Raw genomic sequence first — 14,918 nt, 5'->3', positions numbered from 1 at the left:
AAGCACTTTGCTCTAAATTCAAAAGAAAAGAAAGAAGTACCTATACTTCTTCCTTCGTCATTTCATTATCCTATTATTTCACCTTTTGGGAAACAATTTTTTCATATGAAAGCATACCATCAATAATAACTTGATTTAATTTCGTCAAAGATTCCTTATCACCTTTTCCATCCTTCACCGTTTGTACAGCTACTGACGTATACATATACAATTTCTTTGCTTCTTCCTGCTTCATACTTTTTCCTTCTTTTTCAATTGCTTTCCACTCTTTTTCAATCGCACCTATATCTTTTGCATTACTTTTTCCACTAGCTTGTACGCTGGAAGCATATTTTGCTAAATGAGTATATAATGGCTGTACTTTTGTTAAAAACGCCCCAACTTCTTTATCATCTTTAAGTAACGCTTTATCTGTTATATCCCAGTTCTTTTTCAATGCGGAGACATTATCATTTTTATACTGTGTCATTAATTGATTTATGCCCTGTTCATCGCTAGCAATACCAACAACTAATGCATACTTATCACCGATCGGTTTTAAAGCTGCAACGCCTCCATTGCCTTTCCACTCTTCAAGAGCGGCCTGTCCCTTTTCTTCGGAAGAATAAATCCCTCCTTGCACAAAAAATAATTTCATTGGATCTAATGACGTTCCTGTCTGTGCTTTTTGTTTTTCCTCTTTTGGTGCCGGTGTTTGTTCTGCCGTTCCGCCCACCTTTGATTCTTCATTTCGTATCTGCTTCGAAGCTGTTACTTCGCTTCTCCCTGTCGCACCTTGTCCTTTAAGTAACTGCAGCATTCCCATCCCAAACGCCGTACCAATAACAATCGCAGTTGCAACGATTGCAATTAACGTATTGCTCCACTTCTTTCGTTTTTTTTCCTTAGACACCAATTTCGCTTTTTGAAACGGAACAACGTTTTTCGGTCTCTCACTTTCTACTACCATCCATTCAAATTCATCTTTCTTCTTCTCCTCATACTTCGCTTCTGTTCCATTCACTTTCACTGAGATCGTTCGTGATTGCTTGTCCATACACTCACACCTCACCTCTTATCGTTGTCCGCATCATATCATATTCATTTCACAAAAAAACGAGATATTTGTCAGAGGAATTCGCCAAATAACCCTAATATATTTATCTTATATGTATGCATTCGACTTCATTTGTAGAACAAAAAAACTAGATAGCAAAGACTATCTAGTTTTTCTCGCGAATATATTTTCGAACTTCCGAAATAAAGTAAAGAGAACCTGTTATGATAAAAACATCATTTTCTCCAATCATTTCAACCTTCGTATCAATTGCCTCTTTCCAATTTTCAAAAACTAATTTTGACTCTTTCTTTGCATACGATGCAAGCTTGTCAGCAGAAATAGCACGATCAAAGGCGAATGTTGTAAAAATAATTTCATCAGCAATGGTTTCTAATTGATCTACCATATTATGCAATTGTTTATCACCTAGGGCAGTAAATAAAACTATTACATTTTTATCTTTGTAATGTGATTCTACTGTTTTCACAAGACTTTCGATACCTTCTGGGTTATGGGCACCATCTATAATAATATCTGGATCGCTTTGCAGTTTTTCAAATCGACCAATCCAATACGCTTCCTGTAATCCAGTTCTTATTTCTTCTTCCTCAATTAAAAATGATAAGTATGTTTTGACATACATGACTGCCATAAGTGCAAGTGCTGCGTTTCCTACTTGGTGAATACCTTTCATTGAGATTCGCACATCTTCAAAAGTGGCAAAAGGACAAGTGAAATCGAACTGCTCTCCATCTTCGCTAGACTGTTTATGTAACGCTGTAAAATGCTTGCCCATCTCGTATAAGTTTGCATGATTTTCCTTTGCAACTTTTTGAATGACTTGCAATGCTTCCTCATCTCGTACACCAGTAATAACTGGAACACCGGACTTAATAATCCCCGCCTTTTCATATGCAATTTCTCCTAGTGTGTTCCCTAAAATATGCATATGATCGTGGCCGATATTTGTAATAATCGTAAGAACAGGATGAATAACATTCGTAGAATCAAAACGCCCTCCAAGCCCTGTTTCAAATAAAACAACATCACAGAAATTAACTTTACCAAAATAACAAATTGCCATAACAGTAATAATTTCAAACTCAGTCGCTTCCCCTAAATCCGTCTCATCTAGTTTTTCAACGACTGGCTTTACCATCTTTACAAGTTCAGTAATCTCTTCATCTGCAATTGGTGTCCCGTTCACACTAATACGTTCGTTAAATGTTTCAATATATGGAGAGGTAAATGTTCCTACCTTATATTTTGCATCTTCTAACATGTAGCGCATATATGTTAACGTTGAACCTTTTCCATTTGTACCAGCAAGATGAACACATTTTATGTGACGCTCTGGATTCCCGAGCTCTTCTAGCATCCATCTCATTCTTTCTAATCCTGGTTTAATACCAAACTTCAATCGGCTATGAATCCACCCTATCGCTTCTTCGTATGTATGTATCACGTATGCTTTCCCCTTTCAAAAGACAACCTTCATACTCCTATTATACGCAAAGAAAAGAGACTCACCAATATAGTGAGCCTCTAAAAAACATTTTACTTTTCAAGATCTGCTAGACGTTGGCGAACTGCTTCACGTTTTTCTAGGTAGTCTTGCTCTTTCGCACGCTCTCCGTCAATAACTGCTGCAGGAGCTTTCGCTACGAAACCTTGGTTTGAAAGTTTCTTCTGTACACGTTCTACTTCTTTGTCGAACTTCTCAAATTCTTTCTCAAGACGTGCTCTCTCTTCATCAAGATTGATAAGATCAGCTAACGGTAAGAATAACTCTGCACCTGATACGATTGCAGTCATTGCTTTTTCTGGTGCTTGTAAATCCGTTTGAATTATTAATTCGCTTGGGTTACAGAAACGCTCAATGTAAGAGCTGTTTTTTGTAAGTTGAGCAAGTACAGCCTCATCTTTTGCTTTAATTTGCATTTGAACTTTTTTGCTCATCGGCGTATTAACTTCTGCACGGATGTTACGAACAGAGCGAATGATATCAACTAGAAGGTGCATTTCTGCCGCAGCTTCTGTATCTTGTAAATCTTCGCGAACTGTTGGCCATGCTGCTACTGTAATAGATTCGCCTTCATGCGGTAAATGTTGCCAAATCTTCTCTGTTACGAATGGCATGAATGGGTGTAATAGACGCATTGTTTGGTCTAATACGTAAGCTAAAATAGAACGAGTTGTTTTCTTAGCTGCTTCATCTTCACCGTATAGTGGAAGTTTCGCCATTTCAATGTACCAGTCACAGAAATCGTCCCAAATGAAGTTGTATAATGAACGACCTGCTTCACCGAACTCATATTTATCCATGTTACGCGTTACGCTTTCGATTGTTTCGTTTAAGCGAGTTAAAATCCACTTATCCGCAACTGATTTTTCACCAGTTAAATCGATTTCTTCATACTTCATATCATCCATGTTCATTAATACGAAACGTGATGCGTTCCAAATTTTATTAATGAAGTTCCAAGTAGACTCTACTTTTTCCATACTGAAACGTAAATCTTGACCTGGTGCGCTTCCTGTTGATAAGAAATAGCGCATTGCATCTGCACCGTACTTCTCGATAACATCCATTGGATCAATACCGTTACCAAGAGATTTACTCATTTTACGTCCTTGCTCATCACGAACTAAACCGTGAATTAATACATCTTTAAATGGACGCTCACCAGTAAACTCTAAACCTTGGAAAATCATACGAGATACCCAGAAGAAGATGATGTCATAACCCGTTACTAATGCATCTGTTGAATAATAACGTTTAAAGTCTGCTGAATCTTCATCCGGCCAGCCAAGTGTTGAGAACGGCCATAACGCTGAACTGAACCATGTATCAAGTACGTCGTTATCTTGATTCCAGTTTTCAATATCTGCTGGTGCATCTGTACCTACGTATACTTCACCAGTTTCTTTATGATACCAAGCTGGAATACGGTGTCCCCACCATAATTGACGAGAAATACACCAGTCGTGAATGTTTTCCATCCAGCGTAAGTATGTGTTCTCAAAACGTTCTGGTACGAACGTTACTTTCTCTTCTTCTTTTTGTTGAAGCTCTACTGCCTTCTCAGCAAGTGGAGCCATTTTTACGAACCATTGTGTTGATAAGTAAGGCTCAACAACTGCACCACTACGCTCACTATGACCTACTGAATGCATATGAGGCTCAATTTCTACTAATACGCCCGCTTCTTGTAAGTCCTTCACTAACGCTTTACGGCATTCGAAACGATCCATACCGTTATACTTACCAGCTTTTTCGTTCATTGATCCATCTTCGTTCATTACTAAGATACGTGGTAAATCATGACGGTTACCTACTTCAAAGTCATTCGGGTCATGAGCTGGTGTAATTTTTACAACGCCTGTTCCGAAATCTTTTTCTACGTACTCATCAGCAATAATCGGAATCTCACGGCCTACGATTGGAAGTGTAACTGTTTTTCCGATTAAATGTTTGTAACGATCGTCTTCTGGATGAACTGCTACTGCTGTATCACCAAGCATCGTTTCTGGACGAGTAGTCGCAAGACGAATATGACCAGAACCATCTGTTAACGGATAGTTCATATGATAGAATGCACCTTGAACTTCTTTATGAATTACTTCAATATCAGAAAGAGCTGTGCGTGTTGCTGGGTCCCAGTTGATAATATATTCACCGCGGTAAATTAAGCCTTTTTCGTATAATTGAACGAATACTTTATTAACCGCATCAGATAAACCTTCGTCTAATGTGAAACGTTCACGAGAATAGTCTAGTCCTAAACCAACTTTCCCCCATTGTTGACGAATGTGAGACGCGTATTCCTCTTTCCATTCCCAAGCTTTTTCAAGGAATTTCTCACGGCCAAGATCGTAACGTGAAATACCTTCTTCACGAAGTTTTCCTTCTACTTTCGCTTGTGTTGCGATACCCGCATGGTCCATTCCTGGAAGCCATAATACATCGTAACCTTGCATACGCTTCGTACGAGTTAAAATATCTTGAAGAGTTGTATCCCAAGCATGACCTAAGTGTAACTTACCAGTTACGTTCGGAGGTGGAATTACAATTGTATACGGTTGTTTCTTCTCATCTCCTGTTGCTTCGAAATATTTGCCTTCAAGCCACCATTGATAAAGCCCTTCTTCAACGGACATATGATCATATTTAGTTGGTAAATTCTTTTCCGTGTTTGACATTATTTTCCCTCCTTAAAATAAAAAATGCCCCTCATCCAAAAAGGACGAGGGACATCGCGGTACCACCTTTATTTACAAACAAATTCAGGAATTTGCTTATACTCTTAATTTGATAACGGACAAATCCGTCTTTTCCTAATGAGAACTATTCCGTTCAGAAAAGATGCTCCAGGGCTACCTTCTAACATAACTATCTAGAGAATCTCCCAGCTAATGATTCTCCTCTCTGAAGACGTTTCTTGTTATACTCTTCCCCTTCAAGGCATTTATATGATTGTTAATTATTATATACAATAGTGTAAAAAACGAAACCCTATTCGTCAAGATAAATTTAATACTACGGCTTTTTGAGCAAAAAAAGAAGATAAGTAGCATCCTCTACTTATCTTCTTTATCCCGCTATTTGCGGGCAGTAAGATCCCCTACCAATTAAAGTTTCACTTTATCCGTTCCCTTGCTGGGCAGCTTGTAATTGCGAAAGGAAATATTCTATATTGCTAACGAGCCAATGCGATTGTTGCAAGCTCTTTACTCCGAGAAGTTCATTTTCCTCATTGCGACTCTCTCTTCTTTTCTTATAAGACTGGATTTGCCGAATAAATTGCGATGGATACGTCATATACGCAAACATGAGTAGTTGCTCTTCTTTCGTAAAAGGGAAATTTTTTTGGTACATTTGATACCATTCAAACCGATCACTTCTCGCAATTGGATACGTGTTTAAAGACCGAGAATAAAACCCTACTATATCTTGCACCGGTGTGGCAAACTTCGATTTTTCTAAACTAATAAAATAGCCATTCCGTTCATAATCAAATAAGAAATGATTAAGCGATACGTTACCATGCACAAAAGTAATACGTGTTTTTTCTTTTTCCTTCATCGCATCGTTCCACTCAGTCAATTGCTTCGTTGCAAACTCACGCGCCCTCATTACATGATGATAGTACGTACAATATTGCAACTCAAACGGAGACATATACCACTTCGCTTCAGATTCTACGAGAAACTCTTCTAACATCTCACCATCATTCTCCCAGCGATCGGATATATTTGTATAATGTTTTTCTAAATCTTCTTCTGTATACGTTTCTTCTTTCACCGTTTTTTGATGCAATGTCCCGAGGGTTTGAAACATTTTATGGTATTGATCGTTATCCTCGCCGTTCCCTTCCGCACGTTCTAACCAAGGCATTAAATAATAATTATACGTACCATCATTTAAAATATAATTTCCATCCGTCGCATGGTATATAGGTACATAATTTGAAAAACCTTTCTCCTTCAAATATTGAATATGATGCAGAAAGTTATTCCGCTCTAACTTTCTGCCTTCTATTTTCTTGAGCGCATACGGACCTTGATTCGTGTAAATTTTCGTTACACTTCCGTGCTCTTCCATATGCTGCGTATCCAATCTATATTGCCTTACAATGGGTTCATAGCGATTTCGTAATTCCATATCCATACGAATAACCCTTTCTATTCAAAACATAGCCTTTAGAAAAATAAGTGAGTGAAAACACTCACTTATTTCGTTTTTGTTCTTGAAACAGGAATATAAATAATTTGTCCTGCCGTTAAATATATATCTTCTGTTTGATTGACACGGTATAAGTTTTGTACAGACGTTTCATAACGATCTGCAACAGATTCGATTGTATCTCCTTCTTGCACGAAATACATTCTTAACTTTGTAAATTCTTCTTCCGGTTCTTTCGTAAATATTTTCGTTAAATAAAGCGCATTTTCATCTCGCTGTGAGTAGGCTTCTTCTTCTTGCTCTTCTTGCTTTTTCTTTTTCTCTTTCTCTTTCTTGAAATCTTTTCGTCCGAACAATTCAAATTGCGGCGTTGTTTCTTTCTCCTCTGCACGCTCTACAAATTCATGTTCTTCTATTTCCTCTTCCTCTACTTCCTGCTCTTTTCTTTCTTCTAGTTGGAACGGTTCAAATGCGTAATCTTCCCACTCATCTGATTCCTTATAAGCTGGTTCTTCTACGTGCGGCGTTGGTCTAGTTTCATACTCTTGCGCTGAATCATCTTCTAACTCAGCATACGCCGTTTCTTCCTCTTCATCCTCAATTCTTTCTTCATCACATAAACCTGTAATAGATATATCCGCTAATAGTTGTAAGCAACCATTTTCCTTTAATTCATAATCAAATTCCTCGATAGATACATATAGTTCTTCAATTACTTTCACACGGTTTCTCGGAATTGATATTTCAAGCGGAAAGGAATGAACAAGTTCATTAACCCCATCTTCTCTTGTTTCTACATAATCAATTGACTTCGCTGGTGATAGATCTCTTAATGAATAAGCCGAATCATCTTGCCTTGCAACATACTCTCCCGTTAAATCTAATTGCCCTCTCACGATAACTTCATGATCAAGCTCTTCTATCTCAACGTCTGGATCTAACGAAATTGACAAAAGTTCTTCGACTTCCTGTCCTTTTTGGAACCAAACAGATTCTTTTAATGAAAAACGTAATGAATGATCTGTTGCCACTTCTTTTCCCCCTCCCAAACTATATGTCATTACAGATTTATGTATGGAAAGCTGACTTTATGAATAAAAAAAATCGCTCCCCCTATGGAGAGCGATTTTCTTTCAACAATTAAGCTTTTAATTTTGACATTGCAATTTCAGCCGCTGCAATCGTCGCTTCAATATCTGCATCGCTATGTGCTGTCGATAAGAATAGACCTTCGAATTGAGATGGTGGCAAGAATACACCTTGTTCTACCATTTCACGATAGTAAGCCGCAAAGAATTCTAAGTTTGAAGATTTTGCCGCATCGTAATTAATAACTTGTTCATCTGTAAAGAAGATACCAATCATAGAACCCGCACGGTTAATATGATGCGGAATGCCATGTTTTTCAGCCGCTTTACGTAAGCCAGCTTCTAACATTTCAGCTTTGCGCTCAAATTCTACATATGATTCTGGCGTTAACTGTACTAACGTTTCATAACCTGCTGCCATTGCAAGTGGGTTACCTGATAAAGTACCTGCTTGGTAAATCGGTCCGCTCGGTGCAACTTGGCGCATAATTTCTGCTTTACCACCGTATGCTCCTACTGGTAAGCCACCACCGATTACTTTACCTAAACAAGTTAAATCAGGTGTTACACCGTAATAACCTTGTCCACAATTATAAGCAACTCGGAATCCTGTCATGACTTCATCAAAAATAAGCAATGCACCATTTTGCTCTGTTACTTCACGAAGACCTTCTAAAAATCCTGGTTGTGGAGGAACAACACCCATATTTCCTGCTACTGGTTCTACAATTATACAAGCAATATCATCACCGAATTGTTCGAAAGCGTATTTCACACTATCTAAATCGTTATACGCTACGGTAATCGTATTTTTTGCTACACCTTCTGGCACACCAGGGCTATCTGGTAAACCTAGCGTCGCCACACCAGAACCCGCTTTAATTAATAACGAATCACCATGACCGTGGTAACAACCGATGAATTTCAAAATTTTGTTACGGCCTGTATAACCACGAGCTAAACGTAGCGCACTCATTGTCGCTTCTGTTCCAGAGTTAACCATACGTACAATCTCAATTGATGGTACGCGCTCAATAACAAGTTTCGCTAATTTATTCTCAATTTCCGTTGGGGCACCGAAGCTTGTTCCTCTTTCAGCAACAGACTTTAAAGCTTCAACAACACGATCGTTCGCATGACCATGAATTAAAGGACCCCATGATAATACGTAATCGATGTATTCATTTCCATCGATATCATATACTTTAGAGCCTTTTCCGCGCTCCATAAACAACGGATTCATACCGACAGACTTAAAGGCACGAACAGGGCTATTTACGCCACCAGGCATTAAATCTTGTGCCTCTTCAAACGCCGCAATCGACTTATCAAACTTTTTCATTATTTAGCGCCTCCTTCTTGTAACCATCTTGCTGCATCTTTTGCATGATACGTAATAATTAAATCTGCTCCTGCACGTTTCATGCTAATTAATTTTTCAAGTACAACTTCTTTTTCATTAATCCAACCATTTTGCGCTGCCGCTTTAATCATCGAATATTCACCACTTACGTTATAAGCAACAACTGGTAAATTAAAGTTATTTTTCACATCACGAACAATATCTAAGTAAGAAAGAGCTGGCTTTACAATTAAGAAATCTGCCCCTTCCATTACATCTGATTCTGCTTCACGGAATGCTTCCATACGGTTCGCTGGATCCATTTGATATGTTTTACGATCACCAAATTGCGGGGCACCGTGCGCCGCATCACGGAATGGCCCGTAAAATGCTGATGAATATTTCACAGCGTACGACATTACTGGTACGTGTCCAAAACCATTTTCATCTAATGCATGGCGAATTGCTGTTACGAATCCGTCCATCATGTTTGATGGCGCAATAATGTCCGCTCCTGCTTTCGCTTGGCTTACAGCTGTTTTCGCAAGAACTGCAAGAGACTCGTCATTTAAAATAATACCATCTTCAATTACACCGCAATGACCATGGCTTGTGAATTGACATAAACATGTATCTGCAACTACTACTAGCTCAGGGAATTCACCTTTAATTTGCTTAATTGCACGTTGCACAATTCCATGATCACAATATGCTGATGATCCAACTTCATCTTTTTCAGCAGGTAAACCAAATACAATAACAGAACGAATACCTAAATCAACAACCTCTTGCATTTCAGCTTGCAATAAATCTAAAGACATTTGATATACGCCTGGCATAGAAGGCACTTCATTACGAACATTTTCTCCTTCTAATACAAAAATAGGGTAAATAAAATCTTCCGTATGTAAAAACGTTTCACGCACAAGCGCACGCATATTACCGCTTTGTCTTAAGCGACGATGACGATTAAATTGTAAAGAGTTCATAGATTTCTATCCCCATTCTTTTATTTTATAGATTCACAAATGCATTGTAGTAATGCTTCTACAGTGTACTCTTCCGGCATAATAACATGTGGAAAATAAAGTCTCGCCTCTTTTTCCGTAATAGGCCCTATACAAGCAATTGTACATTTTTTTGTCCATTCTCTCCAGTTTGTACCCTCAAGTAAATGAACAAAACTAGTAACAGTTGAAGGGCTCGTAAATGTAATAATGTCTACTTTCCCTACTTCTAACGCTACTATAAGCTCTTGCCTTTTCTCTACATTCTCTTTCGTACCATATACGATTAGCTCATCTAGAGAAACACCAATTTCGCGAAGTGCAACTGGAATTACATCTCTTGCTAAATTCCCTTTCGGAAATAAAATGCACTCGTTCCCGCTTAGTCTTTTTACAAATTCTTCTGCAAATACTTCTGCAACAAATGAAGTTGGAACGAAGTCCACTTGATAGCCCCGCTTTTCTAACTCTAACCTTGTTTTCACACCTACTGCAGCAATTTTAGTCTTTGCGGGTAACTTCTTTCTCAAACTATCTAGAAAAAAAGCTACCCCATTTTTACTCGTAAAAATAACCCAGTCATACGAATGCAGCTGCCCTGCTATATGTTGAATTTGCCTATGAGACATACCTTCCATACGCAAAAGCGGAATTTCCAATGGAATTCCGCTCTTTTCTTTCACCGCTACACTCATTTGTTTCGCTTGATGCTGGGCACGTGTAATTAATACCGTTTTGCCAGCGAAAGCGTTCATATTTATTGTTGCCCCTTATTTGCAGCAAGAATGAGTTCTTTGGCGCCTTGTTTAATTAAACGGTCCGCAGCCTCTAATCCTACTTCCTCTGGATTAGTTCCTACTACTGTCTCTTTCAATAAAACAGAACCGTCCATAGAACCGACAAGAGCTGTTAATTCGATTGCATCATTTTCTGTAAGAGTTGCATATCCAGCGATCGGAACTTGGCATCCACCTTCAAGTTTATGAAGAAATACTCGTTCTGCCGCCACTGTTCTTCCTGTTACTGCATCATTCATATGCGCTAACAACTGTAGTAAATCCTTATCATCCTCACGGCATTCAATCGCTAATGCACCTTGTCCTACAGCAGGTACACATAACGTCTCATCTAAATGTTCTGTAATAACTTCATTATCCCAGCCCATTCTTTGTAAGCCAGCTGTCGCTAAAATGATTGCATCGTAATCTTCTTCTTGTAATTTACGTAAACGTGTATCGATATTTCCCCGAATCCACTTCACTTGTAAATCTGGTCTCGCAGCTAATAATTGTGCACTGCGTCTTAAACTACTCGTACCTAAAATAGCGCCTTCTGCTAACTCTTTAAACGATGCTCCGCTTTTTGAGATAAAAGCATCACGAGGGTCAACACGCTTCGGTGTACAACCAATCATTAATCCTTCTGGAAGTACGGCCGGCATATCTTTCATACTATGTACAGCCATATCAATTTCTTTCGTAAGTAACGCATGTTCAATCTCTTTAACAAACAACCCTTTTCCGCCTACTTTTGAAAGAGTAACATCTAAAATAACATCACCTTTTGTGACGATTTCTTTCACTTCAAATTCATATGGTAAACCTAGTGCTTTTAACTGATCAATAAACCAGTTTGTTTGCGTTAATGCTAATTTACTCTTTCGTGACCCTACAATAATTTTGCGCATAATTCTCTCTCCTCATTATAAATACCAAAAGTGGAAGTTGGATAAACTGCTTAATAAAAAAATATTGATTAGCATTACGAGAAATGCTCCGATGTTCCACTGCACGATTTTCTTCCCTTGCAACACATCTGCCACTCGTAAATATAGGCCAGCACAATATACAAATAGAACGACAAAAGACCCGATCACTTTCGTATCATACCAATGGAAATTGTCCAATTTCGTATATCCCCATATGCATCCTAATAAAATAGCTAGTAAGAAAAATGGAACAGAAAATAAATTTAATCCGTAAGACATCGATTCTAGCTTCGGTAAATTCCCTAACCTTCTTAATCTCGCATTCCATTTTTTCTTTTTTAATAGGCGATATTGCAATAAATACATAATAGAAAAAATGAACGATACAGTGAAAGTTGCATAAGAAATAATAGCCATACCGACATGTACATATACAAGTTCTGAAACTAATTGCTCTGCCAGTACCGGCGACATCTTTCCGAGCGGTGTAAAAATTGAAAAAGCGCTTACGCCAAATGCGACAACATTTGTAAAAAAGACTAGAAAGTCAATTCTCATAAATCGATTAATGACTAACGACATCGTAATCAATAGCCAAACATAAAAATAAATCCCTGATAATAAAGTTAATATAGGGTTCGTTTCTGAATCTGTAGCCCTGAGTAACATAAAGATAGACTGCAGAACCCATACAATCGAAAGTAACCAAAAAGCAAATCGGTTCGCCTTTCGGTTACTTTGGAAATAATCTATAAAATATAAACTAATGCTACAAGCATATAAAATAATTGCAATATGATAAATAATACTGTTATTTAAAAAACTCATCCGATCATCCTTCCAAATTATAAAGATGGAACGGATGGTGTCCATGCTCTTTTATGTTCTACTTCTTCCGCACAACTCTCTACGTCTTCCATTTCTAAGTCGAAAATCTTTGCAAATAACGCTAATTTTTCGTCTGCGCCCTCTTCAGCAGCTATTTCTTTCGCTACTAAAATTGGGTCTTTTAATAATTGATTAATAATACTTTTCGTATGCTTACTAATTACTTTTCTCTCACGATCACTAAGATTCGGTATTTTTCGTTCCAAACTTTCCATCGTTTCACTTTGGATAGCAAGTGCCTTATCACGAAGAGCTGCTATTAACGGAACAACACCAAGTGTACTTAACCACGTTTTAAATAAAACAATTTCCTCTTCAATCATAAATTGAATTTTCTCCGCTTCTTTCAAACGCTCAGCACGATTTGCTTCCACTACTCCTTGCAAATCATCAATGTCATATAAGAAAGAACCTTCTAGCTCATCAATCGCTGGATCAATATCACGCGGCACTGCAATATCCACCATAAATATTGGACGACCAGAGCGCATTTTCTCTACCTTTGTCATCATCTCTTTCGTAATGACATACTCAGATGCACCAGTTGAACTAATTAAAATATCTGCTTCTAATAATGCACATTGTAATTCACTTAAAGGCTTTGCATGTCCCATATATTTCTCAGCCATTACTTCCGCTTTCGTAAACGTCCTATTCATGACTGTTACTTTTCGAGCACCGCTTCCATATAAGTTTTGCAGTGCCAGTTCACCCATCTTACCAGCACCAAGAATAAGCACATGACAATCTGTTAAATCACCAAATATTTTCTTTCCGAGCTCAACAGCAGCATAGCTAACAGACATCGCACTTTCACCAATCGTCGTTTCTGAGTGCGCACGTTTCGCTAACGTAACCACCTGCTTAAACAACTCATTAAAAATTGTGCCTGTCGCTTTTACTTGTTGCGCTTCTAAAAAGCTATCTTTTATTTGGCCTAAAATCTGTGTTTCTCCAACTACCATAGAATCTAAACCGCACGTCACGCGGAATAAATGATCTATTGCACCGTCTTGTTCAAAAATAGTTAAATATGGTGCGACTTCTTCTATTTCAAGCTGAAACCAATCAGCTAAAAACTTCTTAATATAATACCGTCCCGTGTGTAATTGATCGACAACAGCGTAAATCTCAGTGCGATTACAAGTTGATACAATGACATTCTCTAACACGCTCTTTTGATTTTGTAATGTAGTCATTGCTTGCTCTAGCTCTGCTGCCTGAAATGTGAGTTTCTCACGAAATTCTACAGGGGCTGTTCGATAATTTACACTAACAACAAGAATATGCACGCAGCATGTCCCCCTTCACCCGTTTTATCACTTTATCTACTATCATAATACAACTTTCCTCTTATGAATCTGACAATCGTGTGAACAACCGATTATTTTTTATTTATTCTCCGTATGTAATAAAGGAGATTCAGTAAAACTAATAAAGACTTTCTACTTTATAATGATTATAAATTAATAACTCTATTTGTACGTTACCAAAAAAAGCCCTCATAATCAAGTGATGGAAACTATTCCATATGAATTATAACATCATCTTTCCTATCTTCTTTCATCATGAAGGAAAATATGTATGATTGTTCCAAATTGTAGCACAAACTTTCTCAATACAATGTATTTGACATTGTATTTCTTTTTCGTTATATTGATTTTACAAAATTAAATTGTGCACAACTTAATTAGAGAGGAGTTATGTATGACAGAGAATTCTTTACATCTAGATAACCAACTTTGTTTTTCTATTTACGCCTGTTCTAAAGAAGTTACCCGCTTTTATCGACCATATTTAGAAGAGATGGGTATTACGTATCCCCAGTACATTACTTTACTCGTACTATGGGAGCAAGATGGACTAACAGTAAAAGAAATTGGAGAACGTCTATTTTTAGATTCCGGTACGTTAACACCTATGTTAAAACGAATGGAATCATTAAAACTTGTAAAACGCGTTCGTTCCAAAGAAGATGAGCGCAAAGTTTGTATTAAATTAACAGAACAAGGTAAAGATTTAAAAGAAAAGGCTTGTTCATTGCCGACAACAATGGCAACAAATTTAGGAATTACAGAACAAGAATATCGTTCTTTATTAATTCAATTAAATAAACTAATTGAAACAATGAAAACAATAAATGATAGAAAAGGGGAATAA

The 14,918-nt window shown here is 37.6% G+C and carries 12 protein-coding genes and 1 other annotated feature; of the genes, 1 reads left to right on the top strand and 11 read right to left on the bottom strand.

What is annotated here, in order from left to right:
* Positions 1 to 73: 73 nt before the first annotated feature.
* The 11 genes from MKO96_RS19685 to hemA form a co-directional block, all read right to left on the bottom strand.
* Positions 74 to 1,036, bottom strand: coding sequence for a stage II sporulation protein B (locus MKO96_RS19685; RefSeq protein ID WP_240588416.1), 963 nt, complete (start codon positions 1,034 to 1,036; stop codon positions 74 to 76).
* A 166-nt stretch (positions 1,037 to 1,202) separates the two neighbouring features.
* Positions 1,203 to 2,504, bottom strand: coding sequence for a bifunctional folylpolyglutamate synthase/dihydrofolate synthase (locus tag MKO96_RS19680; RefSeq protein WP_240588415.1), 1,302 nt, complete (start codon positions 2,502 to 2,504; stop codon positions 1,203 to 1,205).
* A 92-nt stretch (positions 2,505 to 2,596) separates the two neighbouring features.
* Positions 2,597 to 5,242 (bottom strand): valine--tRNA ligase, encoded by a 2,646-nt coding sequence (locus MKO96_RS19675; RefSeq protein ID WP_000072220.1) that lies wholly within the window; start codon positions 5,240 to 5,242, stop codon positions 2,597 to 2,599.
* A 37-nt stretch (positions 5,243 to 5,279) separates the two neighbouring features.
* Positions 5,280 to 5,512: a binding site (T-box leader), on the bottom strand.
* Positions 5,513 to 5,684: 172 nt separating this feature from the next.
* Positions 5,685 to 6,710 (bottom strand): spore coat protein YsxE, encoded by a 1,026-nt coding sequence (gene ysxE, locus MKO96_RS19670; RefSeq protein ID WP_240588414.1) that lies wholly within the window; start codon positions 6,708 to 6,710, stop codon positions 5,685 to 5,687.
* Positions 6,711 to 6,772: 62 nt separating this feature from the next.
* A complete protein-coding gene (gene spoVID, locus MKO96_RS19665) occupies positions 6,773 to 7,786 on the bottom strand; it encodes a stage VI sporulation protein D (RefSeq protein ID WP_240588413.1) in 1,014 nt (337 codons plus the stop codon).
* Between the two features lie 79 nt (positions 7,787 to 7,865).
* Complete coding sequence (gene hemL, locus MKO96_RS19660) at positions 7,866 to 9,155, bottom strand: glutamate-1-semialdehyde 2,1-aminomutase (RefSeq protein WP_098096644.1); 1,290 nt, start codon at positions 9,153 to 9,155, stop codon at positions 7,866 to 7,868.
* Positions 9,155 to 10,144, bottom strand: coding sequence for a porphobilinogen synthase (gene hemB / locus MKO96_RS19655; protein WP_001087076.1), 990 nt, complete (start codon positions 10,142 to 10,144; stop codon positions 9,155 to 9,157). The genes hemL and hemB overlap by 1 nt, the downstream gene beginning before the upstream one ends.
* 20 nt (positions 10,145 to 10,164) lie before the next feature.
* Positions 10,165 to 10,917, bottom strand: a complete 753-nt coding sequence (hemD, locus tag MKO96_RS19650) for a uroporphyrinogen-III synthase (protein ID WP_240588412.1) — start codon at positions 10,915 to 10,917, stop codon at positions 10,165 to 10,167.
* A 2-nt stretch (positions 10,918 to 10,919) separates the two neighbouring features.
* Entirely contained in the window at positions 10,920 to 11,849 is a 930-nt protein-coding gene (gene hemC, locus MKO96_RS19645; RefSeq protein ID WP_240588411.1) for a hydroxymethylbilane synthase, read from the bottom strand.
* 15 nt (positions 11,850 to 11,864) lie between these two features.
* The gene (locus tag MKO96_RS19640; RefSeq protein ID WP_000008998.1) at positions 11,865 to 12,698 is read right to left on the bottom strand and encodes a cytochrome c biogenesis protein; all 834 of its coding nucleotides are present in this window, start codon (positions 12,696 to 12,698) and stop codon (positions 11,865 to 11,867) included.
* Between the two features lie 17 nt (positions 12,699 to 12,715).
* A complete protein-coding gene (gene hemA, locus MKO96_RS19635; RefSeq protein ID WP_240588410.1) occupies positions 12,716 to 14,050 on the bottom strand; it encodes a glutamyl-tRNA reductase in 1,335 nt (444 codons plus the stop codon).
* Between the two features lie 415 nt (positions 14,051 to 14,465).
* Here hemA and MKO96_RS19630 point away from each other — a divergent pair, with 415 nt between their 5' ends.
* Positions 14,466 to 14,918, top strand: a complete 453-nt coding sequence (locus tag MKO96_RS19630) for a MarR family winged helix-turn-helix transcriptional regulator (RefSeq protein ID WP_000138543.1) — start codon at positions 14,466 to 14,468, stop codon at positions 14,916 to 14,918.

Source organism: Bacillus sp. ES1-5, assembly GCF_022487605.1.
Classification (GTDB): domain Bacteria; phylum Bacillota; class Bacilli; order Bacillales; family Bacillaceae_G; genus Bacillus_A; species Bacillus_A wiedmannii.
This window is presented reverse-complemented; position numbering and strand designations above follow the sequence as displayed.

What these genes read in the sequence shown, in the direction of transcription:
- MKO96_RS19685 (WP_240588416.1), bottom strand. Translation starts at nt 1,036, where the DNA reads ATGGACAAGCAATCACGAACGATCTCAGTGAAAGTGAATGGAACAGAA.
- MKO96_RS19675 (WP_000072220.1), bottom strand. Translation starts at nt 5,242, where the DNA reads ATGTCAAACACGGAAAAGAATTTACCAACTAAATATGATCATATGTCC.
- ysxE (WP_240588414.1), bottom strand. Translation starts at nt 6,710, where the DNA reads ATGGATATGGAATTACGAAATCGCTATGAACCCATTGTAAGGCAATAT.
- spoVID (WP_240588413.1), bottom strand. Translation starts at nt 7,786, where the DNA reads ATGACATATAGTTTGGGAGGGGGAAAAGAAGTGGCAACAGATCATTCA.
- hemL (WP_098096644.1), bottom strand. Translation starts at nt 9,155, where the DNA reads ATGAAAAAGTTTGATAAGTCGATTGCGGCGTTTGAAGAGGCACAAGAT.
- hemB (WP_001087076.1), bottom strand. Translation starts at nt 10,144, where the DNA reads ATGAACTCTTTACAATTTAATCGTCATCGTCGCTTAAGACAAAGCGGT.
- hemD (WP_240588412.1), bottom strand. Translation starts at nt 10,917, where the DNA reads ATGAACGCTTTCGCTGGCAAAACGGTATTAATTACACGTGCCCAGCAT.
- hemC (WP_240588411.1), bottom strand. Translation starts at nt 11,849, where the DNA reads ATGCGCAAAATTATTGTAGGGTCACGAAAGAGTAAATTAGCATTAACG.
- MKO96_RS19640 (WP_000008998.1), bottom strand. Translation starts at nt 12,698, where the DNA reads ATGAGTTTTTTAAATAACAGTATTATTTATCATATTGCAATTATTTTA.
- MKO96_RS19630 (WP_000138543.1), top strand. Translation starts at nt 14,466, where the DNA reads ATGACAGAGAATTCTTTACATCTAGATAACCAACTTTGTTTTTCTATT.